The sequence below is a fragment of the Streptomyces lincolnensis genome, assembly GCF_021173675.1.
Lineage (GTDB): Bacteria > Actinomycetota > Actinomycetes > Streptomycetales > Streptomycetaceae > Streptomyces > Streptomyces lincolnensis_B.
The window spans coordinates 206620-230253 of the sequence record NZ_JAIHON010000006.1 but is presented as its reverse complement, the minus strand read 5'-3'; the positions used below and the strand labels follow the sequence as shown (position 1 = coordinate 230253).

General features: G+C 68.5%; 20 protein-coding genes and 1 tRNA gene. 9 read left to right on the top strand and 12 right to left on the bottom strand.

What is annotated here, in order from left to right; translation table 11 throughout:
- The first annotated feature begins 4 nt into the window (after positions 1–4).
- The 7 genes from K4B79_RS18700 to K4B79_RS18670 all read left to right on the top strand — a co-directional run bounded on the left by K4B79_RS18700 (position 5) and on the right by K4B79_RS18670 (position 9586).
- Complete coding sequence (locus K4B79_RS18700; protein ID WP_232027888.1) at positions 5–3058, top strand: phage tail tape measure protein; 3054 nt, start codon at positions 5–7, stop codon at positions 3056–3058.
- Positions 3058–6840, top strand: coding sequence for a hypothetical protein (locus tag K4B79_RS18695; protein ID WP_232027887.1), 3783 nt, complete (start codon positions 3058–3060; stop codon positions 6838–6840). Before K4B79_RS18700 ends, K4B79_RS18695 begins: the two co-directional genes overlap by 1 nt.
- A gap of 9 nt (positions 6841–6849) precedes the next feature.
- Positions 6850–7356 carry a hypothetical protein gene (locus K4B79_RS18690; RefSeq protein WP_232027886.1) on the top strand — a complete coding sequence of 169 codons (507 nt, stop codon included), beginning with the start codon at positions 6850–6852 and terminating at the stop codon, positions 7354–7356.
- 63 nt (positions 7357–7419) lie between these two features.
- Positions 7420–7953, top strand: a complete 534-nt coding sequence (locus K4B79_RS18685) for a hypothetical protein (RefSeq protein ID WP_232027884.1) — start codon at positions 7420–7422, stop codon at positions 7951–7953.
- Positions 7953–9059, top strand: coding sequence for a peptidoglycan-binding protein (locus K4B79_RS18680; RefSeq protein WP_232027882.1), 1107 nt, complete (start codon positions 7953–7955; stop codon positions 9057–9059). The genes K4B79_RS18685 and K4B79_RS18680 overlap by 1 nt, the downstream gene beginning before the upstream one ends.
- Before the next feature lie 15 nt (positions 9060–9074).
- Positions 9075–9305 (top strand): holin, encoded by a 231-nt coding sequence (locus K4B79_RS18675; protein WP_232027880.1) that lies wholly within the window; start codon positions 9075–9077, stop codon positions 9303–9305.
- Positions 9302–9586, top strand: coding sequence for a hypothetical protein (locus K4B79_RS18670; protein ID WP_232027878.1), 285 nt, complete (start codon positions 9302–9304; stop codon positions 9584–9586). The genes K4B79_RS18675 and K4B79_RS18670 overlap by 4 nt, the downstream gene beginning before the upstream one ends.
- A gap of 56 nt (positions 9587–9642) precedes the next feature.
- Here K4B79_RS18670 and K4B79_RS18665 read toward each other — a convergent pair whose 3' ends face one another.
- Genes K4B79_RS18665 through K4B79_RS18655 form a run of 3 tightly spaced genes read right to left on the bottom strand, consistent with a single transcriptional unit; the run spans position 9643 to position 11284 of the window.
- Complete coding sequence (locus tag K4B79_RS18665; RefSeq protein WP_232027876.1) at positions 9643–10497, bottom strand: helix-turn-helix domain-containing protein; 855 nt, start codon at positions 10495–10497, stop codon at positions 9643–9645.
- Between the two features lie 27 nt (positions 10498–10524).
- Positions 10525–11052, bottom strand: coding sequence for a DUF6879 family protein (locus K4B79_RS18660; protein ID WP_232027874.1), 528 nt, complete (start codon positions 11050–11052; stop codon positions 10525–10527).
- A complete protein-coding gene (locus K4B79_RS18655) occupies positions 11024–11284 on the bottom strand; it encodes a hypothetical protein (protein ID WP_232027872.1) in 261 nt (86 codons plus the stop codon). The genes K4B79_RS18660 and K4B79_RS18655 overlap by 29 nt, the downstream gene beginning before the upstream one ends.
- Before the next feature lie 230 nt (positions 11285–11514).
- Between K4B79_RS18655 and K4B79_RS18650 the strand changes: the two genes are divergently transcribed.
- The gene (locus K4B79_RS18650; protein WP_232027870.1) at positions 11515–11913 is read left to right on the top strand and encodes a DUF6415 family natural product biosynthesis protein; all 399 of its coding nucleotides are present in this window, start codon (positions 11515–11517) and stop codon (positions 11911–11913) included.
- A complete protein-coding gene (locus K4B79_RS18645; protein ID WP_232027868.1) occupies positions 11910–12125 on the top strand; it encodes a hypothetical protein in 216 nt (71 codons plus the stop codon). The genes K4B79_RS18650 and K4B79_RS18645 overlap by 4 nt, the downstream gene beginning before the upstream one ends.
- Positions 12126–12241: 116 nt before the next feature.
- Here the strand turns inward: K4B79_RS18645 and K4B79_RS18640 are convergent, their stop codons facing one another.
- From K4B79_RS18640 to dnaN, 9 genes are all read right to left on the bottom strand, one after another.
- Complete coding sequence (locus K4B79_RS18640) at positions 12242–12469, bottom strand: helix-turn-helix domain-containing protein (RefSeq protein WP_232027866.1); 228 nt, start codon at positions 12467–12469, stop codon at positions 12242–12244.
- 683 nt (positions 12470–13152) lie between these two features.
- Positions 13153–13226 (bottom strand) — tRNA-Ile (locus tag K4B79_RS18635).
- Positions 13227–13359: 133 nt separating this feature from the next.
- Positions 13360–14199, bottom strand: coding sequence for a DUF3566 domain-containing protein (locus K4B79_RS18630; RefSeq protein ID WP_232027865.1), 840 nt, complete (start codon positions 14197–14199; stop codon positions 13360–13362).
- An 18-nt stretch (positions 14200–14217) separates the two neighbouring features.
- A complete protein-coding gene (gyrA, locus tag K4B79_RS18625; protein WP_232027864.1) occupies positions 14218–16827 on the bottom strand; it encodes a DNA gyrase subunit A in 2610 nt (869 codons plus the stop codon).
- 42 nt (positions 16828–16869) lie between these two features.
- A complete protein-coding gene (gene gyrB, locus K4B79_RS18620; protein WP_232027863.1) occupies positions 16870–18918 on the bottom strand; it encodes a DNA topoisomerase (ATP-hydrolyzing) subunit B in 2049 nt (682 codons plus the stop codon).
- A gap of 375 nt (positions 18919–19293) precedes the next feature.
- On the bottom strand, positions 19294–19848 hold the full coding sequence (locus K4B79_RS18615) for a DUF721 domain-containing protein (RefSeq protein WP_232027862.1): 555 nt from the start codon (positions 19846–19848) through the stop codon (positions 19294–19296).
- Positions 19845–20966 (bottom strand): DNA replication/repair protein RecF, encoded by a 1122-nt coding sequence (gene recF / locus K4B79_RS18610; protein WP_232027861.1) that lies wholly within the window; start codon positions 20964–20966, stop codon positions 19845–19847. The genes K4B79_RS18615 and recF overlap by 4 nt, the downstream gene beginning before the upstream one ends.
- Positions 20967–21017: 51 nt before the next feature.
- Positions 21018–21893: a phosphogluconate dehydrogenase (NAD(+)-dependent, decarboxylating) gene (gnd, locus tag K4B79_RS18605; protein WP_232027860.1), complete on the bottom strand. Its 876-nt coding sequence runs from the start codon at positions 21891–21893 to the stop codon at positions 21018–21020.
- Between the two features lie 131 nt (positions 21894–22024).
- Positions 22025–23155: a DNA polymerase III subunit beta gene (dnaN, locus tag K4B79_RS18600; protein ID WP_232028337.1), complete on the bottom strand. Its 1131-nt coding sequence runs from the start codon at positions 23153–23155 to the stop codon at positions 22025–22027.
- Between the last annotated feature and the right edge of the window lie 479 nt (positions 23156–23634).

The following is a 23634-nucleotide window of genomic DNA, read 5'->3' as shown; positions in this document are numbered from 1 at the left end:
GTCCGTGTCGCTCACCGTCGGCGAACTCAACGCGATCCTGTCCGTCGACGACCAGGCGATGAGCCCTGGCCTGCGCCGAGCCGAGCAGGCCCTGCGCCACTCCGGGGAGCGCATGGGCGACGATGCCGAGCGCGCGGGCCGGCAGGCTGGCGAGGACCTCGGCGAAGGCATCGTCAGGGGCGCGGACGGGCGCCTCCGCAATGCGCGCGGCCGCTTCGTGGCCGCGGGCCGCAGCGCGGGCGAGGGCGTGGGCGAGGGCCTGACCGAGGGCGGTACCGACGGTGCCGACGAGGCTGCACAGTCCATCGGGGACCGGCTCCGTGACCGTATGAAGCTCGCGGCGGCCGGCGCTGGTCTGGCCGTGGGAGCGGTCCTCATGGACTCGCTCATGCAGGCCATGGAGCAGGGGAAGATCACAGGGAGGCTCGCGGCTCAGCTTGGCGCGACCCCGGCGGAGGCTCAGAAGTACGGGCACATCGCCGGGCGGATGTACGCGGACGCGGTGACCCAGGACTTCCAGGGTGCGGCGGACGCCATCTCGGCGACGATGCGCGCTGGCTTGCTGCCGACGGGCGCGACCGAGGCGCAGATCCAGAGTCTTTCGACGAAGGTCTCCGACTTGGCGACCACGTTCGATTTGGATCTTGGTCAGACGGCGAACGCCGTGGGGCAGGCGATCAAGACCGGGCTGGCCAAGGACGGTACCGAAGCCCTCGACGTCTTCACGCGCGGCCTCCAGGTCATGGGCCCGCGGGCCGACGACCTGATGGACACGTTCAACGAGTACTCGACGATCTTCCGCCAGGTCGGCATCGACGCAACCACCGCAACAGGCCTGCTTGCGCAGGGCATGAAGGCGGGCGCGAGGGACACGGACGTGGTCGCGGACGCGATCAAGGAACTGGTCCTGATCACACAGGGTGGCGGCAAGAAGGTCGACGAGGCGTTCCACGAGATCGGCCTGTCCGGCAAGCAGATGCAGGAGCTGTTCGCCAAGGGCGGTCCGTCGGCTGAGCGCGCGCTGGACATGCTCTTCGACCGGCTCCGCGCGGTGAAGGACCCGGCCAAGCGAAGTGCCCTGGCTCTCACTCTGTTCGGGACGAAGGCGGAGGACACCCAGAAGGCGCTCTTCAGCCTGGATCCGTCGAAGGCGGCCGCCGCCCTCGGGCAGGTCGGCGGCAAGGCCGACGAGATGGGCAACCGTCTCCGCGACAACTCGGGCGTCCGTCTGGAGGCCTTCAAGCGGGGGATGCAGCAGAACCTCGTGGACTTCCTCGGCGGCCAGGTCCTGCCCCGGATGGAGGGCTTCTTCTCCTTCATGGGGGAGAACAAAGGCCTGGTCTTGGGCCTGGCGGCGGCTGTGACGGCGTTGGGCGTTGCCTTCTCGGTCGCCTCGATCGGCGTGTGGGCGATGAACAGCGCGATGCTCGCGAACCCCGTGTTCTGGATCATCGCCGGAATCGCCGCAGCTGTCGCCGGAATCGTGCTCCTGATCGTCACCTACTGGGACGAGATCAAGGGTGCGACGGAGTCGTCCTGGTCGTGGGTCGTCTCGAAGGTCCAGTGGGCGAAGGACGGGATCCTGGCCGCGGTCGCGTGGCTCGCATCGCTGCCGGACAAGGTCGGCGCCTGGTGGCAGGGCGTGAAGGATCGCACGGTCCAGATCGCGACCGCGTGGGTCGCCTGGGTCGCGGGCCTGCCGGGCCGGGTCTGGTCGGCGATCTCCGGCCTGTCTGGGCGACTTCGGACGGCGGCGACCAACGCGTTTGCCGCCCTACAGACGGCGGCCGCTGTGAAGGTCTCCCAGTTCCTCGGCTGGGTGAAGGGCATCCCTGGGCGTGTGACGGGCGCGATCGGTGCGGTACGGAATCTGCTGTACTCCAAGGGTCGCGAGATCGTCACGGGGCTGTGGAACGGCGTCGTCGGCATGAGCGGCTGGCTCCGCTCGAAGCTGATCGGCTGGGCGAAGAGTGCGATCCCGGGGCCGATCGCCAAGGCCCTCGGGATCGCCTCGCCGTCGAAGGTCACCAAGGCGCAGGGGCGTTGGATCGCACGCGGCCTGGTCGACGGCCTCACCGGGTCGACGAAGCAGGTCAAGTCCGCCGCGTACAAGCTGACGGACATCGTGAAGGACGCTCTGACCGGGAAGAAGGAGCGCGCTGCTCTCAAGCGGATCAACAAGGACGCCAACTCACTGGTGTTCCTGGCGAACTGGGACACGAAGATCGCCGGGCAGCTGAAGACCGCGAAGAAGAAGCTCGCTGACCTGCAAAAGGAGCGGGACAAGCTGAGCGCGGATGTCCGGAAGGGCATCCTCGACTCCGCCAATATCACGCGCCAGGAGACCGGGGGCTGGCCGCAGACTGCGGAGACCATCCTCGCTGGCCTCAGGCAGGACACGACGGCCGCGCAGACCTTCGCGAAGAACCTCGCCGCCCTTCGGAAGAAGGGTGTCCGCTCCGACCTGGTCGCTCAGATTGCCCAGGCCGGGGTGGAGGGTGGCGCGTCGGCGGCCGCCGCGCTGGCCAACGCGAACAACTCGCAGATCAAGCAGATCAACTCGCAGCAGTCGGCGCTGGTGAAGGCTGCGGGGCAGGCGGGCACCACTGCCGGGGACGCGATGTACGGGGCCGGGATCCAGGCTGCTCAAGGCCTCGTGCGGGGTCTGACCAGCCACCAGAAGTACATCGAGAAGACCATGCTCCGGATCGCTAAGGGCATGTCCAAGTCGATTCGCGCCGCGCTCGGGATCAAGTCCCCGAGCCGGGTCATGGCGCTGGTCGGCCGGTACACCGCGCAGGGCCTCATCCGAGGCATGGAGGGTCAGCGGTCCGCGGTCAACCGGTCGATGGCTTCCCTGGTCGAGACGCCAGCCGCGGGGTCGTGGGACTCGGCGAGCTCCCGCGCCCGGGCGGCCGCATCGCAGCGCGTCGTGCTGGAACTGCGCTCGTCAGGCCGCGCAGAGGACGACTACCTCATGGGCCGCGTACGCCGCGGCATCCGCAAGGTCGGCGGCCCCGACGCCACGTTCGCCCTCACCGGAAGGAGAGACGGCTGATGGCGTTTCCTGAAGATCCTCTCGGCACCACAGCCGAGTTGGGCATCGACGACGTGTTCACCAACGTCACCGCGTACACGCTGAAGCGGAACATCATCACCCACACCCGCGGCCAGAAGGAAGAGGGACAGGCGGTCGACCCGGCCTCCTGCTCCCTCATCCTCAAGTCGCCGAACGGCCTGTTCTCCCCGAGGAACCCCCGATCCGAGTACTTCGAGAAGATCGGCCTCAACACCCCCACTCGGATCTCCGTGTTCGCCGGAGAGCGCTACCTGTGGCTGCCGGACATCGCGGGCAGCGGGGCCTCGACGCCCGACCACGCCTCGCTGGACATCACCAGCGACATCGACGTCCGTATCGAGCTGACTCTCGAACCGTGGCACGGCACGAGCAACCTGCGGGAGCTGGCGGGCAAGTACGCGGGCACCGGCAACCAGCGATCGTGGGCGCTATTCATGTGGATCGACAACCGACTGACGTGGCGCTGGTCCCCAGACGGGACGAACGTCCTCCAGTACCTGTCCACGGCTCTCACGATCCCCACCTCTGGCCGCCTGGCCGTACGGGTCACGCTCGACGTCGACAACGGCGCGGGCGGCCACACGGTCACCTGGTACACGGCACCGACGATCGCCGGGCCGTGGACGATGCTGGGCACCCCGGACGTCCACGCCGGGACCACGAGCATCTTCTCCTCCACCGCGCCGCTGACGGTCGGCGATGTCACCGAGCTCGGCTTCGAGCGCCCGGTGGGCCGTGCCCATGCCTTCGAGCTGCGGTCCGGCATCAACGGCACGGTCGTCGCGAACCCGGATTTCTCGCTCCCTGCTGCGGGCGCCACGAGCTTCGTCGATGCGGCGGGCCGTACCTGGTCTCCGTCGGGGGGCGCGGAGATCACCAACCGGCAGATCCGTTTCGTCGGCGAGTTCTCCGACTGGCCGGCCGACTGGTCCGGCCGCGGTGACCTCATCACCGTGGAGGGCGAGGCCGTCGGCATCCTGGAGCGGATGAACCAGGGCAAGAAGGTCCTGGCCTCGACCCTGCGTCGGCGCATCCCGTCGTTCAACCCGATCGCTTACTGGCCCATGGAGGAGGGCACCGACGCCACCACCATCTACAGCCCCATCCCGGGGGTGAAGGCCTTCAAACCGGTCGCGTTCGACATGGCTGCGGACGACACCCTGCCCGGCTCCTCCGCCCTTCCGACCCTGGAAGTCGGCGCTTCGTTCGTCGCGCAGGTTCCCAACGCGCCTGCCGGCTCGTGGCAGGTGGAGCTGGTGTACAACCTCGACACCATGCCGGTCGCGCTGACCACCCTGTTCGAGGTGCGCACCAGCGGCACGGCCCGCCGCGTGCGGGCGCGCGTGGCCACCAACCAGGTCACATTCGAAGGCCTCGACGCCGACGACAACGTGGTCTTCACCCAGACGACGACCGCTCCGGCCTTCACCGGCACTTGGAACCGACTCCAGATCAAGGCCGTCCAGACCGGCGGCAACGTGGAGTACATCATCATCTGGGTGACCATCGGGGGTGGCGGCCTATCCACCAGCGCCACCATCGCCGCGGTGCCCGGCAGCGTGCTCGACGTCCGCTCGACATTCGGCACAGGTCTGGACGGGATGCGCTTGGGACACTTGGCGGTGTTCACCGGCGAGTCCACAGCGTTCAACAACGCCGACCACGGCTTCAACGGGGAGACCGCCGCGGCCCGCATGACCCGGCTGTGTGCGGAGGAAGGCGTGCCGTTCCGGCTGGCCGACCCGACTGCGGAGACAGTCCAGCTCGGCCCTCAGCGGCCCGGCACCCTGCTGAAGCTCTTGCAGGACTGCGCCGACGCCGACGGCGGGGTTTTCGGCGAGGAGCGCGACCGTCTGGGCCTGCGGTACCGGGCCCGCACCACGCTGTACAACCAGACGCCGAAGCTGACGCTGGCGTACGGGGACCGCGGTGTGGCCCGCCCGATGCGGCCAGTCGAGCCGGACTCCTCCACCGTCCGCAACGACGTCGCCGTCAACCGGGTCGCCGGAGGCACCGGCCGTGCCGTCCTGGAGGAAGGCCGGCTGTCCGTGCAGGACCCGCCCGCAGGTGTGGGCCTGTACGACGAGGTCTTCGACCTGAACCTGTACGACGACGACCAGGCCGAGCCGACCGCGTACTGGCTGATGCACCTTCGGACGTGGGACGAGGCCCGCTACCCGGTCGTCACGGTGAAACTTCACAGGGCCCCGCAGCTGATCGACACCGTCCTCGGCATGACCGAGGGCGACATGTTGCGGATCACGGACCTCCCCGACTTCCTGCCGCCGGGCCCGGTCGACCTGCTGGTGCAGGGCTACACGGAACGCCTGGGCATCTACACGTGGGAAGTCGACTTCGTGTGCGTCCCGGCCGGACCATGGCGAGTCGGTGTCGTCGAGGATCCCGTCGTCGGTCGCGCCGACACGGATCTGTCACAGCTGGCTGCGGCAGCGACCTCCACCGCGGCAAGCGTGGCTGTGAGCACGCCGTCCGGGCCCTGGGTGACTGCGGCGCCGGTCCTCAATGCCAACCCGGATTTCGACACGGGCACCACTGGCTGGGCCGGTTCGGGCGGCACGATCGCCCGGGTCTCGGCGCCGCTTCCGAAGCCGTTCGCCGGTTCGTGGGCGCTGCAACTGACGCCGAACGGGGTGGCGCAGTTCCCCAACGCCGGGTCGGCCACTATGCCGGTGGTCGTGGGCGAGCAGTACATCGCCTCGGGGTGGCTGCTCTGCGGCATCGCCCGGGACATCGGCCTGAACGTCAACTGGTTCACCACAGCTGGCGCCTACCTGTCGACCAGCGCCAACGAAACCACTGTCACGGCCAACGTCTGGACGTGGTTCGAGGCGACCGTTACGGCCCCGGCCACCGCGCTCACGGCGAACTTGGCGCCGACGGTGCCGGACTTCCCGCCGGCCACGGATGTGCTGTGGCTACACCGGGTCACGCTCCGCAAGGCGGGCACTGCCGCCGCTGGTGACCTTCCGCGCAACTTCCCGATGGACGTGAAGGCGGGCGGGGAGACCATGACTGTCTCGGCGATCGAGCCGGGCGTGTGGGACACCTTCGGCCGCACCGTGGCGTCCGGCTGGGGGAACGCCGGCTCCGGGCAGGCCTGGACGGTTGTGGGGGCGGCTGCGGACTACGCGGTCGGCTCGGGCTACGGCTCGGCCACTCAACCCTCGACCGGCATCGCGCATCTGACGTTGGCGCCAGCGCCGTCGGCGGACATCGACCTGTACGTCGACGTCGCGAGCAGCGTGCTCGCCTCCGGGGCGAGCCTCTTCGCCGGGCCGATCGTGCGGGCCGTCGACAACAACAACCACTACGCGGTCAGAGTCGACTTCACCACCTCGGCGGGCGTCGCCATCACGGTGCGGAAGCGCGTAGCGGGCGTGGAGACGCAGCTGGGCACCTTCACCAGCGGCCTCACCCACGTCGCGGGCACCTTCTACCGGGTCCGGTTCCAGGCGTACGGGACCGCGTTGAAGGCCAAGGTGTGGCTCGCCAGCGCGGTCGAGCCGGTGGCGTGGCAGATCGAGGTCACCGACTCGTCGCTGACGGCGGCCGCGAACGTCGGAACCCGGAGCTTCGCGAACACGGGCAGCACGCCGGTGAATCCGCAGCTGCGGTTCGACAACTTCAGGCTCGCCGACCCGCAGACCTTCCATGTGACCCGGTCTGTGAACGGGGTCGTGAAGCCGCAGGCGGCGGCCACGAAGGTGAAGCTCGCCAATCCGACCATCGTCGCTCTGTGAGGAGTTCCTGTGCCTGATGTTGTGCAGCCGGGCCGTGTGATCACGAGCGAACTGCTCACCTACCGAAGTCCCTTCGTGGTCGCACACGGGGCCCAGACGGCGAACTCGGCCGCCATCAACAGCGCGACCGAGGTCACGGTCATCACGACGTCGTCCGCCACCTTCCTGGCGGGCCGCGCCTACCGGTTCGAGTTCACAGGCCTGATCCAGCACGCGACGGCGTCCCTGGTCGATCTGTGTTACCTGCGGCTACGCCGGGGCAACAACGCGTCCATCCGGGATCTCCGCTCGGTCGTCGTCGCCAACCGGGCCACGGCGAACAGGAACGTCGGGGTTGAGCTGTCCGTCACCTGCACGCCTGCGGCGACATTCACGGACACAGTGATCCTTACGGCGTCCTGGGACACCGGGTCGACGGCGACGTTCACAGTCGCGGCGACGCCGAGCACGCCGGGTCTGCTCACCGTCTGGGACGTCGGACCGGCCAGCGACATGCCTGGTCTCGGCACCTTCTAGTCATCCGCTCCTGCCCGCCCCGCGCCATCTGGCCGGGGCCTTCTTCATGCCCTGGAGGCACGCATGGCTGTCGAAATCCATCCCGCCACCGCGCAGATGCTCAGCAACTTCCGGTACGACCACCTGCCCGAGCACCTCCAGGCCGTGAGCCGGCCGTTCCACGACCTGGCGCACCGACTCGCGGAGACGCTCACTGGGCCGGAGGTGACGAAGGCACTCGACGAGCTGTGGGCGGCGAAGAACTGGGCGGTCGTCGCCGCGAGCAACAACGCCCTCGAGGGAGCGCCGGCACCCGCGCCCGCAGTCGGCGACATGGTGCTCTACCGCCTGACCCGCGGCGACGTCGCTCACATCAACCCGTGGCGTGCCGACTTCCACCGAAGCGGCTCCGCACAGTCCCGCCTCGGCTTCATCGGACACCTCGGCAACCACGTCCAGGAGGGCGACGTGCTGCCTGCCGTTGTGGTCCGGGTCCACGCCGAGAGCACCGTCACCTGCAACCTGCGGGTCCTTCTCGACGGCAGCGACACGTGGTGGGCGACGTCACGGGCCGAGGGTGAAGGCCTGGGCCAGTGGACCAGGAAGGGGGCGGTCTGATGAAGCTCGTCACCCGGGCCGCCTGGGGAGCGCAACCGTCGAAGCACTCGCTGGCGTACATCGCCTCGACGCTGGGCGTGAAGGTGCACTACGAGGGCGCCTACGTCCCGAAATCGCTCGCGGCCGCGGACGCTCACAGCTCCTGCGCTGGACGGATGCGGGACATCCAGGCCTCTCATCTCGCGAACACCCGCGAGGACTACAGCGACATCGCGTACAACGCCGCGGTGTGCCCGCACGGGGTCGTCTTCGAGGGGCGTGGGCTGCACCGCCGGACCGGCGCCAACGGCTCCAGCACGCTGAACTCCCAGGACTACGCGGTGTTGGCGATGCTCGGGAACTCCGGACTCGTACAGCCGCCGGATGCTCAGCTCGACGGCCTGGTCGACGCGATCCAGTGGCTCCGCTCGGGCGGCGCCGCAGGGAAGCGCGTCCGCGGACACCGCGACGGCCACGCGACCTCCTGCCCCGGTGACCCGCTGTACGCCTGGGTTCAGGCCGGCGCGCGCCGGCCGGACGGCGAGGCGCCGCAGGGCGGGCCTGGCGGCGAGCCCGTCGGAGGGACGGCGATCGCCCGCTACCAGGTCACGGTCAACGGCCTGCCGTACGGCTACGGGGCCACCGGCGCCCACGTCACAGCGGTCGGCACCGCCCTGGTGAAGAAGGGGTTCGGACGCTTCTACGCGGTCGGTCCGGGGCCGGAGTGGTCCGACGCTGACACTCGGGCGATGCAGGCCTTCCAGCTGTCGCTGGGCTACAAGGGGACGGCTCCGCACGAGGACGCGGACGGTGTCCCGGGGCCGGTGAGTCTTCAGCGGCTGCTCGGGACGCTGCCCGGTAAGGCGACGACCGCCACGGCGCCGCCGTATCCGGGTCGGTCCGCTTTCATCCTCGGCAAGACCAACCCGGCTGTCACGGTGCTCGACGGCGGCCTGGTCCGGCGCGGCTTCACGCGCCACCACGCGGGCAAGGCCTACGCGCCTGGCCCGCTGTTCAGCGAGAACACCCGCCTCAACGTGCGGGATTTCCAGCGCGCCACCCCGGCCCTCGCCGGGGCCGCGGACGGCTACCCGGGGCCGCTCACCTGGCGGCTCCTCCTCTCCTGAAAGGGCTGATGGCTCATGTTCACGAAGGCGTTCTGGAAGGCGACCGGCGAGCGCAGCGTGCGCACCTTCGCCCAGGTCCTCGTCGGCTCCCTGGGGCTGGACACGCTCGGCATCATCAACGCGAACTGGAACGAGGGCCTGGCGCTCGGCGCCGGCGCCGCGGTCCTGGCGGTACTGACCGCCGTGGCCACGTCCGGAGGCACGGAGGGGCCGGGCATCACGGAGACCGTGAGGTACCGCCGGTGACCGTGCCGGAGGCCTCCGTGGCCGTGGAGCTGGAGCGACTCCGCGGTACGGTCGCCACCGGCTTCGCTGAGGTCAAGGGCTCCTTGTCCGTTCTCGTCGAGCGATCGGCGCGCAACGAGCAGGACTTGAAGCAGCTCCGCGAGGACACCGAGAAGGACGTCGACGAACTGCGGGCCGAGGTCGAGGCCCTGAAAAGGAGCCGGTGGCCGCTGCCCGCGGTCGGTGCGCTGACCGGTGTGGCCGGCGCGGCGACGGGTGTGATCTCGCTCCTGGTCCGATAACGCGGTTTGCCCCCTTCCGCCTTCGGGCGGGAGGGGGCCTTCCGCTGTTCCTGGGGTCAGTGCAGGGCCTCGATCGCCCGCAGGATCAGAGAGCGGGCGTCGGCGCCGTACACCGCCATGGTGCGCAGCTGCTCGAACGTCTTGATGTAGAGCGCGACTTCAGACGGTTGCGTGACCTTCACCCGCGCCGACACCAGCTCAACCGTGGCAAGGGTGTTGTCATAGACGTGGAACGTCTCCTCGGGCCACTGGGCCCGCTCGCGTGCAGCCAGGGGGATGACGCCGAGCGAGACCGCTGGCAGCGAACCAACGGTGAGCAGGTAGCCGAGCTGGCCGGCCATCACATCCGCATCCCCGATCTGGTACCGGAGGACGGATTCTTCGACCAGCAGCACGAAGCGGTGGCCCGGCTCGTGGATGACGCGCGAGCGCTCCATACGCGCCCGAGCGGCTTCCGCGCTGTCGTCGACTGGGAGCCCGTGGAAACGGGCAGACATGCCGAGCACAGCAGCGGCGTAGCCCTCGGTCTGCACCAGGCCAGGAACCACTGTCGAGGAGTACACGCGAACCAGTTCGGTGTCTCGGTACAACTGGGTTGAACTGCCTTGCAACTGCTTGAGCCCGCTCCGGACCTGGTCGCGCCACTCCGTGTACATCGACTCAGCGTTGATGGACTGGGCAACGAGGTCCTGCGCCTGGTCCTCGGCCTGGGTTGCGGCGCACCACCGGCGGATGTCCTTGGCGGACGGCCCGGTGAGGGCGTTCTCGATGCGGGAGGTCTTCGAGTAGTGCCAGCCGCACGCGGCGGCCAGCTCGACGACCGTCAGTCCGGCCCCCTTGCGGAGGTCGCGCAGCCGTCGGGCGACGGTCTCGCGCGCGGCCTGGGCGGACGAGGACGGAGAAACGGGCATGAGCTGGCCTACCGGTGCCTTCCCCGCTTAGCGGATTTCGTACAGGTCATGCGGGACAGCGCGCGCCCACACTGCCTCGAAAGCGTCGGTGCACAGCTTGGCGGCCGCGAGGTCCTCGGAGAGTTCGTCACCCGCCCATGCGCCGTCCCCAGTGAAGTGGTTCCAGCGGATCAGACGGTCGTCGAACAGCCAGAAGTCGTTGCCTGGCAGGGCGATGTCCGAGGCGCGCCGGCGCGGCAGCCACCGCACCTGTTCGCCCGCGGCGACGTTGGTGAACGTGCCCGAGTGCTCGAAGCGGATGTACTCGGTGACGGGTTCGGAGACGATTCGGGCCCGGCGGACGACGACTCCGCGGCCCACGGTCTCCTGGATCAGGTCGAGCCATGGGCGCCACCAGGACGCGCGGTCGTCAGGGTCGTGGCGGTAGCCGTTGCGCCATGCCTGGAAGGCCTCGTCTTCTTCATCTACGGCGTAGCGGTCGCGCATCTCCAGGTGGACGGCGGAGCGCGTGCAGCTGGAGATCAGGTCAGCGAACGGCGGAACGCTCGACGGCATCGCAGGCCTCCCTGATCATCTGCACCATCCTGGCCGGGATACGGACAACAGCTTCGTCGTCCGGGATGCCCTTGGCGTGCCCGGGCACCTCGAATGCGGCGCACTCTGCTTCGAGCTCCTGGCCAGGCTTCCAGCCCTGGAACACGATTTCCTTTTTCTCTTGGTCGACCCACACGGTAGGGCTCTTGTCGTCACCGGTGCTGGGGTCGATGCCGATGAACAGTAGTGACATGGCGGTCTCCGTCCACGTGTTGTGCAGTTGTTTGCATCACCGTCGCCCTCACGGTGGCACCGGTCAAGAGCACGAAGTCGCCATCACCTGTGCCAGTCAGCGGTATCTGCAAACATCTGCACATTGCTGGCAGTGCTGCACATCGTGTTCCTAGCGTCGGCAGACACGACGAAACCCGGCGGCCGCGTGAACGGCCCCGGGCATGGCCGACGCTTCGAGGGAGCGACGACATGGCGCACGCTACCGCCCGCCCGCCCAGCGCAGAAGAGCAGATGAGTGAGGCCCCGCCGGACATCGAGACGATGCGGGGCGTCATCGACCGCCTCCTCGACCCGGACGCCGTACCCGAGACGCTTCCGCCGGCCCCCGGTGAGTTGGAGACGCTCACCGCCCAGATCCGCGGGCACCTCGCACTGCTCCTCCCCGAGGTCGAGGAGGCAGCCGGGAAGCTCCCGCGGCAGAGCATCCCGCGCTTCTGCGCGCTGGCGTGCGTCGGTGAGGCCCGCGAGCGGCTCCGCGCCGACCCCACTCCCAGATACGGCGGGATCCCCGGGCACGCGCGCCGCCTGGCTCGCACCCTAAACGCCGTGTGCGACCACTGGGAAGCCCTCACGAGGGTTACGCGGTGAGCAGCGGCCCCCTGCACGTGTGCCGGTACTGCGACGAGTCGATCGCCGACCCCGACGACGCGGTCCGCGTGGGGCACGAGCCGGGCAACTCCGGCCCCGGTTGGGATATATGGGCTCACCGCGCACACGTCGCCCTGGTGCGACCCGATCCAGTAGGGACAGCCATCCTGGCCCGCGTGCTGATCACCCGCGCTCTCCGGCGAGACAACTGACCCGACACCTTTCCTGCATGCGGCGTCGGGCCCGTGTGGGAGAGATGACGGCCGCCCCACCCCCGAGGGGTGGCCACGGCCCGCCGCCGGCGCCCGGGCCCTGCGCTGGCGGCGGGTCACCGTACGAGATCAGCTACGTCTACGTCGAGGGCCCGTGCGATGCGGATCAGGTGGATGTACTTGATGCCCTCGCCGGACTCGATGCGCTGAACGGTGGATCGGCCCAGGGCTGCCTTCTCGGCGAGTTTCTCCTGGCTCAGGTGGGCGTGCTCGCGCGCCTGGCGGAGACGGTCGCCCTGCTTCTGGCAGGCGAGGCGCTCCCATTCGGGGTGTTCGGCGGGCACCCGTCCAAGCTGCTGTGTAGTTGATCACCTGTCAGCATCAGAAGTGAAGCATTTCGGGGAAGGTGGTCGGGAAGGGTCCATGGACCGACGGTTGCCGTAGGTGGCCGTTGGCGGTGGGGGGCGTGATATGCGTCCGCCGACCCCATCGAGTGCTCGCCCGTGTGGCTGAGCACGATCGCCCCGCTCTCCGTATGGAGGGCGGGGCGGTTTACTGTTCCCAGACGCCCCCCTGTCGCGTGTGATGCGACAGGGGGGCGCCCTTACCGACCGGGGTCTCCCGAACGCCCGGCCGGGCCTGTCTTGGGGTTATGCGTCAGACGGATGGAATGGTCACGTCCGTCTCCCCAGGCTGCACTTTACCGACTGCTGCGGCTGATCTACAGCCCGTAGGGCACCCTTCACACGAGAAATCCACAGCCATTCAAGGCCTATCGGGTCACTTTGACCCCATTGGTCTGGGTGTAGTTCCGGACATGTACAAGACCGCTTGGACTGTTTTTCGGTGTTCGGCATTGCAGGCGAGCCAGCAAATGTGATGCAGAGCACAGGAGATAGCCAGCGTCACCGGTTCAAGGGGTATCCTGCAAGTTACGGGGGAGTAGCGGGATACCTAGATTCAGAAATGTAGATGGCCGGTAGATTCTGAGAATCTACCGGCCATCTGACCTGGCGCTATGCCGTTGTGGGGCTAACAGGATTTGAACCTGTGGCCTCATCCTTATCAGGGATGCGCTCTAACCAACTGAGCTATAGCCCCGCCGCGCTCTGCGGAGTGTGTCCCGCGCGCTGACTCCTGAAGATTAGCGCACGACGCGGGCAGTCCCAAAATCGGTTCTCACAGAACGCTCAGCGAGGGTTTGAACCGGTCGCTGTCCCTACTCGTACCGGTCTCACTCGTCCTCGGCCAGCGTCAGCTCGACGCCGCCGACGAAGCCCGCGGAGAGGTTGTAGATGAAAGCGCCGAGAGTCGCGAGGGCCGTCGCCAGGACGACGTCGATGACCGCGATGATCGACGTGAAGATCAGAACGTTCGGCAGGGAGAGGAACGACTGGAGGTCGAAGCCGTTGGACTCGTTCGAGCCGGTGGCCTCCGAGATCGTGCCCCCTACCGTCGAGAAGACGCCCATCGCGTCCATGACCATCCACAGCACGGCGGCCGCCACGATCGTGCAGATGCCGAGAGCGATGGAGAGCAGGAAGCTGACTTTCATGACGGACCACGGGTCGGCCTTGGCCACCCGCAGACGCGCCTTGCGGGTGCGCGGAGTGGTGCGCGCGCCGGTGCGCGGACGTCGTACGGCACTGGAGGGCGCCTGCGCCGGGTAGGCCTGCGGCGGGTGATAGGGACCCGCCGGCTGCTCGGGCTGCCGTTCGCCGGGCAGCGGAGAGGTCGTCGTCTTCGGTGCCGCCTGGGAGGCGGGCTGTGCTTGAGGCTGAGCCGCCGGCTGAGGCTGCGGCTGGGCGCCCGGAGTGGCCGGCGCCGAGGCCCGGTCCGCGCCGCCGGCGGGCCGCTTGGCCTGCGCGCCTCGGGTGTCCGTCACAGTTCCCCCCTGGGATCCATGCGTGTCTGGCGAGCGCACCTCGGTCGAAGGCGGCTTGATCGCCTGCAGGTTGGTCGTGTGCGAGTCTGTTGCCTTCGCGGCGGAGCCACGGCCGCCGCCGTCCGTCTCCGGACCGGTAGAAGGACCGGTGGAGGTTCCGGTCGATCCGGCGCCCGTGGCTCCGCTCACGATGACTCACTCCTCGTGCTACTCGGTCGAGGGCACCTCGCCCTCGTCCGTGCCGGTGGTCGCGACACCCTCGGCGGCCTCGTCGACGGCCACATCGCCGTCGACCTCCTCCGCCTCGCGCCCAGCCTCGGCGTTACGTGCGATACCGACCACGGCATCGCGCTTGCCCAGGTTGATCAGTTGGACGCCCATGGTGTCACGGCCCGTCTCCCTGACCTCGTTGACTCGCGTACGAATCACACCGCCGCCCAGCGTGATGGCGAGGATCTCGTCGGTCTCCTCGACCACCAGCGCGCCGACGAGAGATCCACGGTCCTCCACGATCTTGGCGGCCTTGATGCCGAGGCCGCCGCGACCCTGGACGCGGTACTCGTCGACGGCGGTCCGCTTCGCGTACCCGCCGTCTGTGGCAGTGAACACGAACGTACCGGGTCGAACAACATTCATCGAGAGCAGCTGGTCTCCCTCACGGAAGCTCATGCCCTTGACACCCGAGGTCGCGCGGCCCATCGGACGGAGTGCGTCATCCGTCGCCGTGAACCTGATCGACTGTGCCTTCTTGCTGATCAGGAGCAGATCATCCTCGGATGAAACGAGTTCGGCTCCGATCAGTTCGTCGTCCGAACCGTCCTCCGTCTCCCGGAGGTTGATCGCGATCACACCACCGGAACGCGGCGAATCGTAATCCTTCAGAGGCGTCTTCTTCACCAGACCGCCCTTGGTGGCCAAGACAAGGTACGGCGCCACGTCGTAGGTACGGATGGCGAGGATCTCGGCGATCGCCTCGTCCGGCTGGAACGCCAGCAGGTTGGCGACGTGCTGGCCGCGCGCCTCGCGCCCGGCGTCCGGCAGCTCGTAGGCCTTGGCCCGGTAGACGCGGCCCTTGTTGGTGAAGAACAGCAGCCAGTGGTGCGTGGTCGACACGAAGAAGTGGTCGACGATGTCGTCTTCCTTGAGCTTCGTACCCCGCACGCCCTTGCCGCCGCGCTTCTGCGCCCGGTAGTCGACGGTCTTGGTGCGCTTGACGTACCCGCCGCGCGTCACCGTGACGACGATGTCCTCCTCGGCGATCAGGTCCTCGATGGACATGTCACCGTCGTAGGGCACCAGCATGGTCTTGCGGTCGTCGCCGAACTTCTCGACGATCGCGGCGAGCTCCTCGCTGACGATGCCGCGCTGACGGACCGGCGAGGACAGGATCTCGTTGTACTCGGTGATCTTCGCCTGGAGTTCGTCGTGCTCCTGGACGATCTTCTGGCGCTCCAGGGCGGCCAGTCGGCGCAGCTGCATCTCGAGGATGGCGTTCGCCTGGATCTCGTCGATCGCCAGGAGCTCCATCAGGCCCGTGCGGGCGATGTCGACGGTGTCGCTGCGCCGGATCAGCGCGATGACCTCGTCGATGGCGTCCAGGGCCTTCAGCAGACCGCGCAGGATGTGCGCCCGCTCCTCGGCCTTGCGCAGCCGGAACTTCGTCCGCCGGACGATGACCTCGATCTGGTGCGTCACCCAGTGCCGGATGAACGCGTCCAGCGACAGCGTGCGCGGCACCCCGTCGACCAGCGCCAGCATGTTGGCGCTGAAGTTCGACTGCAGGTCTGTGTGCTTGTACAGGTTGTTCAGTACGACCTTGGCGACCGCGTCACGCTTCAGGACGATGACGAGACGCTGACCCGTACGGGAGCTGGTCTCGTCCCGGACGTCCGCGATGCCGCCGACCTTGCCGTCCTTCACCAGGTCGGCGATCTTCTGGGCGAGATTGTCGGGGTTGGTCTGGTACGGCAGCTCCGTGACCACCAGGCACTGGCGATTCTGGATCTCCTCGACCTCGACGACCGCCCGCATGGTGATGGAGCCACGCCCCGTGCGGTACGCCTCTTCGATGCCCTTACGGCCGACGACGAGCGCACCGGTCGGGAAGTCCGGGCCCTTGATGCGCTCGATGAGGGCGTCCAGGAGCTCCTCGTGCGAGGCCTCGGGGTTCTCCAGGTACCACTGGGCGCCGGAGGCGACCTCGCGCAGGTTGTGCGGGGGGATGTTGGTGGCCATGCCGACCGCGATACCGGCCGAACCGTTGATCAGCAGGTTCGGGAAGCGCGCCGGCAGGACGGTCGGCTCCTGGGAGCGGCCGTCGTAGTTGTCCGTGAAGTCGACGGTCTCCTCGTCGATGTCACGGACCATCTCCATCGACAGCGGCGCCATCTTGCACTCGGTGTAGCGCATGGCCGCCGCCGGGTCGTTGCCCGGAGAGCCGAAGTTGCCGTTGGAGTCCACCAGCGGCATCCGCATCGACCAGGACTGCGCGAGGCGGACCAGCGCGTCGTAGATCGAGGAGTCGCCGTGCGGGTGGTAGTTGCCCATGACGTCGCCGACGACACGGGCGCACTTGTAGAAGCCGCGCTCGGGGCGGTAGCCGCCGTCGTACATCGCGTACAGGACGCGGCGGTGGACGGGCTTGAGGCCGTCCCTGACGTCCGGCAGCGCGCGGGAGACGATGACGGACATCGCGTAGTCGAGGTACGAGCGCTGCATCTCCGTCTCGAGCCCGACGGGCTCGACACGCTGCGCGATGGCGCCGCCCTCTTCAGGCGTGAGCGGGCCGGAAGAAAGGTCTGGGGTCTCGTCGGTCATTGCTGGTGAAGATCCTTCCTGGTGCGGTCAGCTGAGACCGACTCAGATGTCGAGGAAGCGGACGTCCTTGGCGTTGCGCTGGATGAACTGGCGGCGCGCCTCGACGTCCTCGCCCATCAGGACCGAGAACAGGTCGTCGGCCTGGGCGGCGTCGTCGAGGGTGACCTGGCCCAGGACGCGGTGCTCCTGGTCCATGGTCGTGATGCGCAGTTCCTCGGCGTTCATCTCGCCGAGACCCTTGAAGCGCTGGATCGAGTCCTCGCGGATGCGCTTGCCGCGCTGGCGGCCCATCTCGATCAGCGCGTCGCGCTCGCGGTCGGAGTACGCGTACTCCACCTCGTCCCGGCCCCACTTGATCTTGTAGAGCGGAGGACGGGAGAGGAACACGTGCCCGGCCTCGACCAGCGGCCGCATGAAGCGGAACAGGAAGGTCAGCAGCAGGGTGCTGATGTGCTGGCCGTCGACGTCGGCGTCCGCCATCAGGATGATCTTGTGATAGCGGAGCTTCTCGATGTCGAAGTCCTCGTGGACTCCGGTGCCGAAGGCCGAGATCAGCGCCTGGATCTCCTGGTTCTGGAGGATCTTGTCGATCCGGGCCTTCTCGACGTTCAGGATCTTGCCGCGGATCGGGAGGATCGCCTGGTACTCCGGGTTCCGGCCGGACTTGGCCGAGCCGCCGGCGGAGTCACCCTCGACGATGAAGATCTCGCACTTGGTGGGGTCGTTCGACTGGCAGTCGGAGAGCTTGCCCGGCAGGGAGGCCGTCTCCAGCAGACCCTTGCGGCGGGTGAGGTCACGGGCCTTGCGGGCCGCCACGCGCGCGGTGGCCGCCTGGATGCCCTTGCGGATGATGTCCGCGGCCTCGTTCGGGTTGCGGTCCAGCCAGTCGTTGAGGTGCTCGTAGACGACCTTCTGCACGAAGGTCTTCACCTCGGTGTTGCCCAGCTTGGTCTTCGTCTGGCCCTCGAACTGCGGTTCGCTCAGCTTCACCGAGATGATCGCGGTCAGACCCTCGCGGATGTCGTCGCCCGTGAGGTTGTCGTCCTTCTCGCGCAGCAGCTTCTTGTCGCGCGCGTACTTGTTGATCAGCGAGGTCAGCGCGGCCCGGAAGCCCTCTTCGTGCGTGCCGCCCTCGTGCGTGTGGATGATGTTGGCGAAGGAGTACACGCCCTCGCTGTAGCCACCGTTCCACTGCATGGCGAGTTCGAGGGACAGGCTCCTGTCCTTGTCCTCCGCCTCCAGGTCGATCACGGTCGGGTGCACCACTTCGCCCTTGCGGGAGTTGAGGTACTTCACGAAGTCGACGATGCCGCCCTCGTAGTGGTACGAGACGTGCTTGACCTCGTGCTTCTCGTCCTCGCCCGCCTCGTCCGCGCCGGCGGTGGCCTTCGCCGACTCGCGCTCGTCGGTGAGGTTGATCCGCAGACCCTTGTTGAGGAACGCCATCTCCTGGAAGCGCCGCGACAGCGTCTCGAAGGAGTACTCGGTGGTCTCGAAGATGTCCGGGTCGGCCCAGAAGGTGACCGTGGTGCCGTGTTCGTCCGTGGCCTCGTGCTGGGCGAGCGGAGCCGTCGGCACGCCCAACTTGTAGTCCTGCGTCCAGCGGTAGCCGTCGGTCTTGATCTCGACGGAGACCTTGGTCGACAGGGCGTTCACGACGGAGACGCCCACGCCGTGCAGACCGCCGGAGACCGCGTAGCCGCCGCCACCGAACTTTCCGCCCGCGTGCAGGACCGTCAGCACGACCTCGACGGCCGGCTTGCCCTCGGAGGGGACGATGCCGACGGGGATGCCACGACCGTTGTCGATGACGCGCACGCCACCGTCGGCGAGGATCGTGACGTCGATGGTGTCCGCGTGACCGGCCAGCGCCTCGTCGACCGAGTTGTCGACGACTTCCTGCACCAGGTGGTGCAGTCCGCGCTCGCCTGTTGAGCCGATGTACATACCGGGTCGCTTGCGGACCGCGTCCAGACCCTCGAGGACGGTGATGGCGCTGGCGTCGTACGAGGCTGTGACCTCGCCGTTCGACGAGATCGCCGCGGCGTCGGTGGACGGGATGTTCTCGTTGGGGTTGCCGGAATCGGCCACGAAGCGCCCTTTCTGGCACAGCACGAGCCGGGCTCGTCGGCGGGTTGCCGGAGCGGCTGCGGCATGTTGCGTTGGTAAGCCTTGATCAGCGTTGCTCAGCTTGTCCCGGACGGTCCCCACGAATGGGGCGGGATTAGCTTCCAGTCTACCGGTAGCGCCGACAGTGATGGGGGTTTGCCGGTACCTGAGTCCTCATGTGGCGCCCTCAACCGGCGTCTTCCGGGTCCCCATATACGGAGCGGGGCTCCAAGAGGCTCACGGAGGCACTCAGCGCTTCCGGCTGTCAACCCTTTGCTACTTGGGAGTCAGGTCGAAATTCGCAACCGCGTGCAGTGGTACGGCAGGACCGCCCACACAGGAGAAAGGTGATGTAAGTCACCCGTAAGTGTCGTCGGGCTTACCGCTGCCCGGAGCCCTCAGCGGGCCGTAACGACGGGCGGGGCCGCTGGGCCCCTGCACCTTGATCAGCGTCACCGCGCCGTGCCCGAGGTCCTGGTTGAGACGGGCGACCAGCTGCGGCGCGAGCAGGCGCAGGTTCGTCGCCCAGGCCGTGGAGTCGCAGCGCACGACGAGCACCCGCTCGTCCTCGTCGTACGTCTCCGGCTCGCAGTGCTTGGCGACGTCCTCGCCGACGATCTGCGGCCAGCGGCCCATCACCCCGCCCACCGCGGCCGGTGTCTCCCAGCCGCGCTCGGTGATCAGCCGGTTGATGGCGGAGCCGAGCGCCATGGGGTCGCGGCCGTCGGCGCGCGCGCCGGAGCGCAGGCCGCCGCCGCGGCGCGCCTGCTTCTTCTGCTGCGCCGCGTCCCCACGCGCGCGTGCCTGTTCCTTCGCCGCCCGCAGCGCCACGCGCGCGAGGTCGACGCCCGAGGGTTCGGCGGCCTTGCGGGGGGCGTCCGCCGGGGGCGGTACGGGCTCGTCGGTGCTCATGCGCGCTCCACCGCCCCGTCGGACACCGTGAACCGCGTCCCCGTCAGGACATGCGGTACGTCGTCGTCGACCGCGGCGGTGACCAGGACCTGCTCACCGGGCGCGACCAGCTCGGCCAGCCGCTCGCGCCGCCGGGTGTCCAGCTCGGCGAAGACGTCGTCGAGGACGAGCACCGGTTCGTTGCCCTCGGCCCGCAGCAGGTCGTAGGAGGCCAGCCGCAGGGCGAGCGCGTAGGACCACGACTCCCCGTGCGAGGCGTACCCCTTGGCGGGCAGCTGGCCGAGCCTGAGCAGCACGTCGTCCCGATGCGGTCCTACGAGGGTGACGCCCCGCTCGATCTCCTGCTTGCGTGCCTCGGCGAGCGCGGCCGTCAGCTGCTCGTAGAGGTCGTCGCGCGTGTGGGCCTCGCCCGGAGCCGACGGCTTGTAGTCGAGGGCGACCGGGCCGCCGCCGGGGGCCAGTTGCTCGTACGCCTTGTCGGCGAGCGGCTGGAGCGCGGCGATCAGGTCGAGCCGCTGGGCGAGCAGTTCGGCGCCCGCGCGCGCGAGGTGCTGGTCCCAGATGTCGAGCGTGGACATGTCCATGGAACGGCCGCCGTGCCGTCGGGCGAGCGCGGCCGACTTCAGGAGGGTGTTGCGCTGCTTCAGGACGCGCTCGTAGTCGGACCGGACGCCGGCCATGCGCGGGGAGCGGGCGGTGATCAGCTCGTCGAGGAAGCGGCGCCGCTCCCCGGGGTCGCCCTTCACCAGGGCGAGGTCCTCGGGGGCGAACAGCACGGTCCGCACGATCCCCAGCACGTCACGCGGCCTGACCTGCGAGGACCTGTTGATCCGGGCGCGGTTGGCCTTGCCGGGGTTCAGCTCCAGTTCGATCAGCTGCTGCCGCTCGCCCTGCCGGACCTGCGCCCGGACGATGGCCCGGTCGGCGCCCATGCGGACCAACGGGGCGTCGGAGGAGACGCGGTGGCTGCCGAGGGTGGCGAGGTAGCCGACCGCCTCGACCAGGTTCGTCTTGCCCTGCCCGTTGGGGCCCACGAAAGCGGTGACGCCCGGATCGAGCGGCACTTCGACCCGGGCGTACGAGCGGAAGTCGGCCAGCGACAGATGCGTGACGTGCATGGTCGGGCGGCGACCTCCCCCAGCTTGTGGACTGCCGTGCAGCCCTGTGGATTACTTCTTCTCGACCGCGTGGCCACCGAACTGGTTGCGCAGCGCCGCGATCATCTTCATCTGCGGAGAGTCCTCCTGGCGCGAGGCGAACCTCGCGAAGAGAGAGGCCGTGATCGCGGGCAGCGGCACGGCGTGGTCGATGGCGGCCTCCACAGTCCAGCGTCCCTCGCCGGAGTCCTGTGCAAAACCCTTCAGCCTGTCGAGGTGCTCGTCCTCGTCGAGGGCGTTCACCGCGAGGTCCAGCAGCCAGGAACGGATGACCGTGCCCTCCTGCCAGGAGCGGAAGACCTCGCGCACGTCCGTGACGGAGTCGACCTTCTCCAGCAGCTCCCAGCCCTCGGCGTAGGCCTGCATCATCGCGTACTCGATGCCGTTGTGGACCATCTTCGCGAAGTGGCCCGCGCCGACCTTGCCGGCGTGCACCGCGCCGAGGTCGCCCTCGGGCTTGAGGGCGTCGAAGACCGGCTGCACCTTGGCGACGTTCTCCGCGTCGCCGCCGTACATCAGCGCGTAGCCGTTCTCCAGGCCCCAGACGCCGCCGGAGACACCGCAGTCGACGAAGCCGATGCCCTTGGCGGCCAGCTCCTCGGCGTGCTTCTCGTCGTCCGTCCAGCGGGAGTTGCCGCCGTCCACGACGACATCGCCCGGCTCCAGGAGCTCGGCCAGCTCGTCGACCGTCGACTGGGTCGCGGCCCCGGCCGGGACCATCACCCACACGACCCGCGGGCCCTTGAGCTTGCCCACAAGCTCTTCGAGGCTGTGGACATCCGCGAGGTCCGGGTTGCGGTCGTATCCGACGACGGTGTGGCCCGCGCGGCGGATCCGCTCGCGCATGTTGCCGCCCATCTTGCCGAGGCCGACGAGACCGAGCTCCATCAGTGGTTCCTTAGGTTGCTGTGACGTGAGAGGCACCTTCGTACCCACGTCCGAGCCTAAACCCGGACGCTCACGCACACCTGTGGGCATACGCGCTCAAACGTACGCCCCGACCTGCGAGTTCTCCGAGGTCAGCCGCTCAGCCGCACCGGCATGATCAGGTACTTGTAGGCCTCGTCCGCCTCGGCGTCCACCGCGGGCTTGCCGCTCAGCAGCGCGGGCTTCGTGGACGTCGTGAAGGACAGCTGGGCGACCGGGGAGTCGATGGCGCTCAGGCCGTCCAGCAGGAAGGTCGGGTTGAAGGCGATCGAGACGTCGTCGCCCTCCAGCTGGGCGTCGACCCTTTCCACAGCCTGTGCGTCGTCGCTGGAGCCGGCCTCCAGGATCAGCACGCCCTGCTCGAAGCTGAGCCGCACCGGGGTGTTGCGCTCGGCGACCAGCGCCACACGCTTGACGGCCTCCACGAAGGGGGCGGTCTCGATCACGGCGATGGAGTTGAACTCCGTCGGGAACAGCGAGCGGTACTTCGGGAGGTCGCCCTCCAGGAGGCGGGTCGTCGTCCGGCGCCCGGCGCCCTCGAAACCGATCAGCCCCTCGCCCGCGCCCGAGCCGGAGAGCGCCAGGGTGACGCTGTCGCCGCTCGTGAGGGCCTTGGCGGTGTCCAGGAGCGTCTTGGCGGGCACCAGGGCCACCGCGGACGCCTCGGGGTTCTCCGGCTTCCACAGGAACTCGCGGACCGCGAAGCGGTAGCGGTCGGTGGAGGCCAGCGTGACGGTGTCGCCCTCGATCTCGATGCGCACACCGGTGAGGACCGGCAGCGTGTCGTCGCGGCCGGCGGCGATGGCCACCTGGGCGGCGGCGGAGGCGAAGACCTCACCGGGGACGGTGCCGGTCGCGGTGGGCATCTGCGGCAGCGCCGGGTACTCCTCCACAGGCAGGGTGTGGAGGGTGAACCGGGAGGAGCCGCAGACCACGGTCGCCCGTACACCGTCTGTGGAGATCTCCACCGGGCGGTTGGGGAGGGCGCGGCAGATGTCGGCGAGCAGTCGGCCGGAGACGAGGACCGTGCCCTCCTCCTCGACCTCGGCCTCCACGGACACCCGTGCGGAGACCTCGTAGTCGAAGCTGGAGAGGCTGAGCTGGCCCTCCTCGGCCTTCAGCAGAAGGCCGGCGAGGACAGGCGCCGGCGGACGGGCCGGGAGGCTGCGAGCCGCCCAGGCCACTGCCTCCGCGAGTACGTCGCGTTCCACCCGGATCTTCACTGTTGCCGCCTCCTGCTGTTGCCGGCGCTTCTCGGCCTGCCTGGCTTCGTCGTCTGTCTCGGTGTCGTCGGCCCCTGTGAGGGGAAGGACGCCGGGAACAGTCTGACGCACCCCACTGACAGTAGGTGCCTCTCGGGGTCAAGTCGTGACGAGGGGCAGCCGGGGGCCGGACGGCGAGTTGTGCACAGGACCCACTTCGAAACGGATTCCCAGCTCTCTCTAGTTGGGAGTAGTAGTAGGGGCTGTGGATACCGTGGATAACCGCGTTTTCGCAGGTCAGACCGGAAATTTTGTCCACTGGCCCTGTGGGCGGAGGCGGTGGACAACCGGGGTTCTCTGTGGAGAACGGAAAGTTCTGCACACCCCGTGCACAGGCAGAGGCGACTTCTCCCCAACGTCGTCCCCAGCTTTACCCACCTTTCCCACAGCCCAACCCGGCACCTTCGTGTGACGCCTTTCACTCGACCCGGTGATCTGGC

Bases quoted from the DNA above. Each gene is read 5' to 3' on its own strand.
- K4B79_RS18680 (WP_232027882.1), top strand. From the start codon at position 7,953: ATGAAGCTCGTCACCCGGGCCGCCTGGGGAGCGCAACCGTCGAAGCAC.
- K4B79_RS18695 (WP_232027887.1), top strand. From the start codon at position 3,058: ATGGCGTTTCCTGAAGATCCTCTCGGCACCACAGCCGAGTTGGGCATC.
- K4B79_RS18650 (WP_232027870.1), top strand. From the start codon at position 11,515: ATGGCGCACGCTACCGCCCGCCCGCCCAGCGCAGAAGAGCAGATGAGT.
- gnd (WP_232027860.1), bottom strand. From the start codon at position 21,893: ATGGAGCTCGGTCTCGTCGGCCTCGGCAAGATGGGCGGCAACATGCGC.
- K4B79_RS18655 (WP_232027872.1), bottom strand. From the start codon at position 11,284: ATGTCACTACTGTTCATCGGCATCGACCCCAGCACCGGTGACGACAAG.
- K4B79_RS18660 (WP_232027874.1), bottom strand. From the start codon at position 11,052: ATGCCGTCGAGCGTTCCGCCGTTCGCTGACCTGATCTCCAGCTGCACG.
- K4B79_RS18615 (WP_232027862.1), bottom strand. From the start codon at position 19,848: ATGAGCACCGACGAGCCCGTACCGCCCCCGGCGGACGCCCCCCGCAAG.
- recF (WP_232027861.1), bottom strand. From the start codon at position 20,966: ATGCACGTCACGCATCTGTCGCTGGCCGACTTCCGCTCGTACGCCCGG.
- K4B79_RS18665 (WP_232027876.1), bottom strand. From the start codon at position 10,497: ATGCCCGTTTCTCCGTCCTCGTCCGCCCAGGCCGCGCGCGAGACCGTC.
- gyrA (WP_232027864.1), bottom strand. From the start codon at position 16,827: ATGACCGACGAGACCCCAGACCTTTCTTCCGGCCCGCTCACGCCTGAA.
- K4B79_RS18675 (WP_232027880.1), top strand. From the start codon at position 9,075: ATGTTCACGAAGGCGTTCTGGAAGGCGACCGGCGAGCGCAGCGTGCGC.
- K4B79_RS18685 (WP_232027884.1), top strand. From the start codon at position 7,420: ATGGCTGTCGAAATCCATCCCGCCACCGCGCAGATGCTCAGCAACTTC.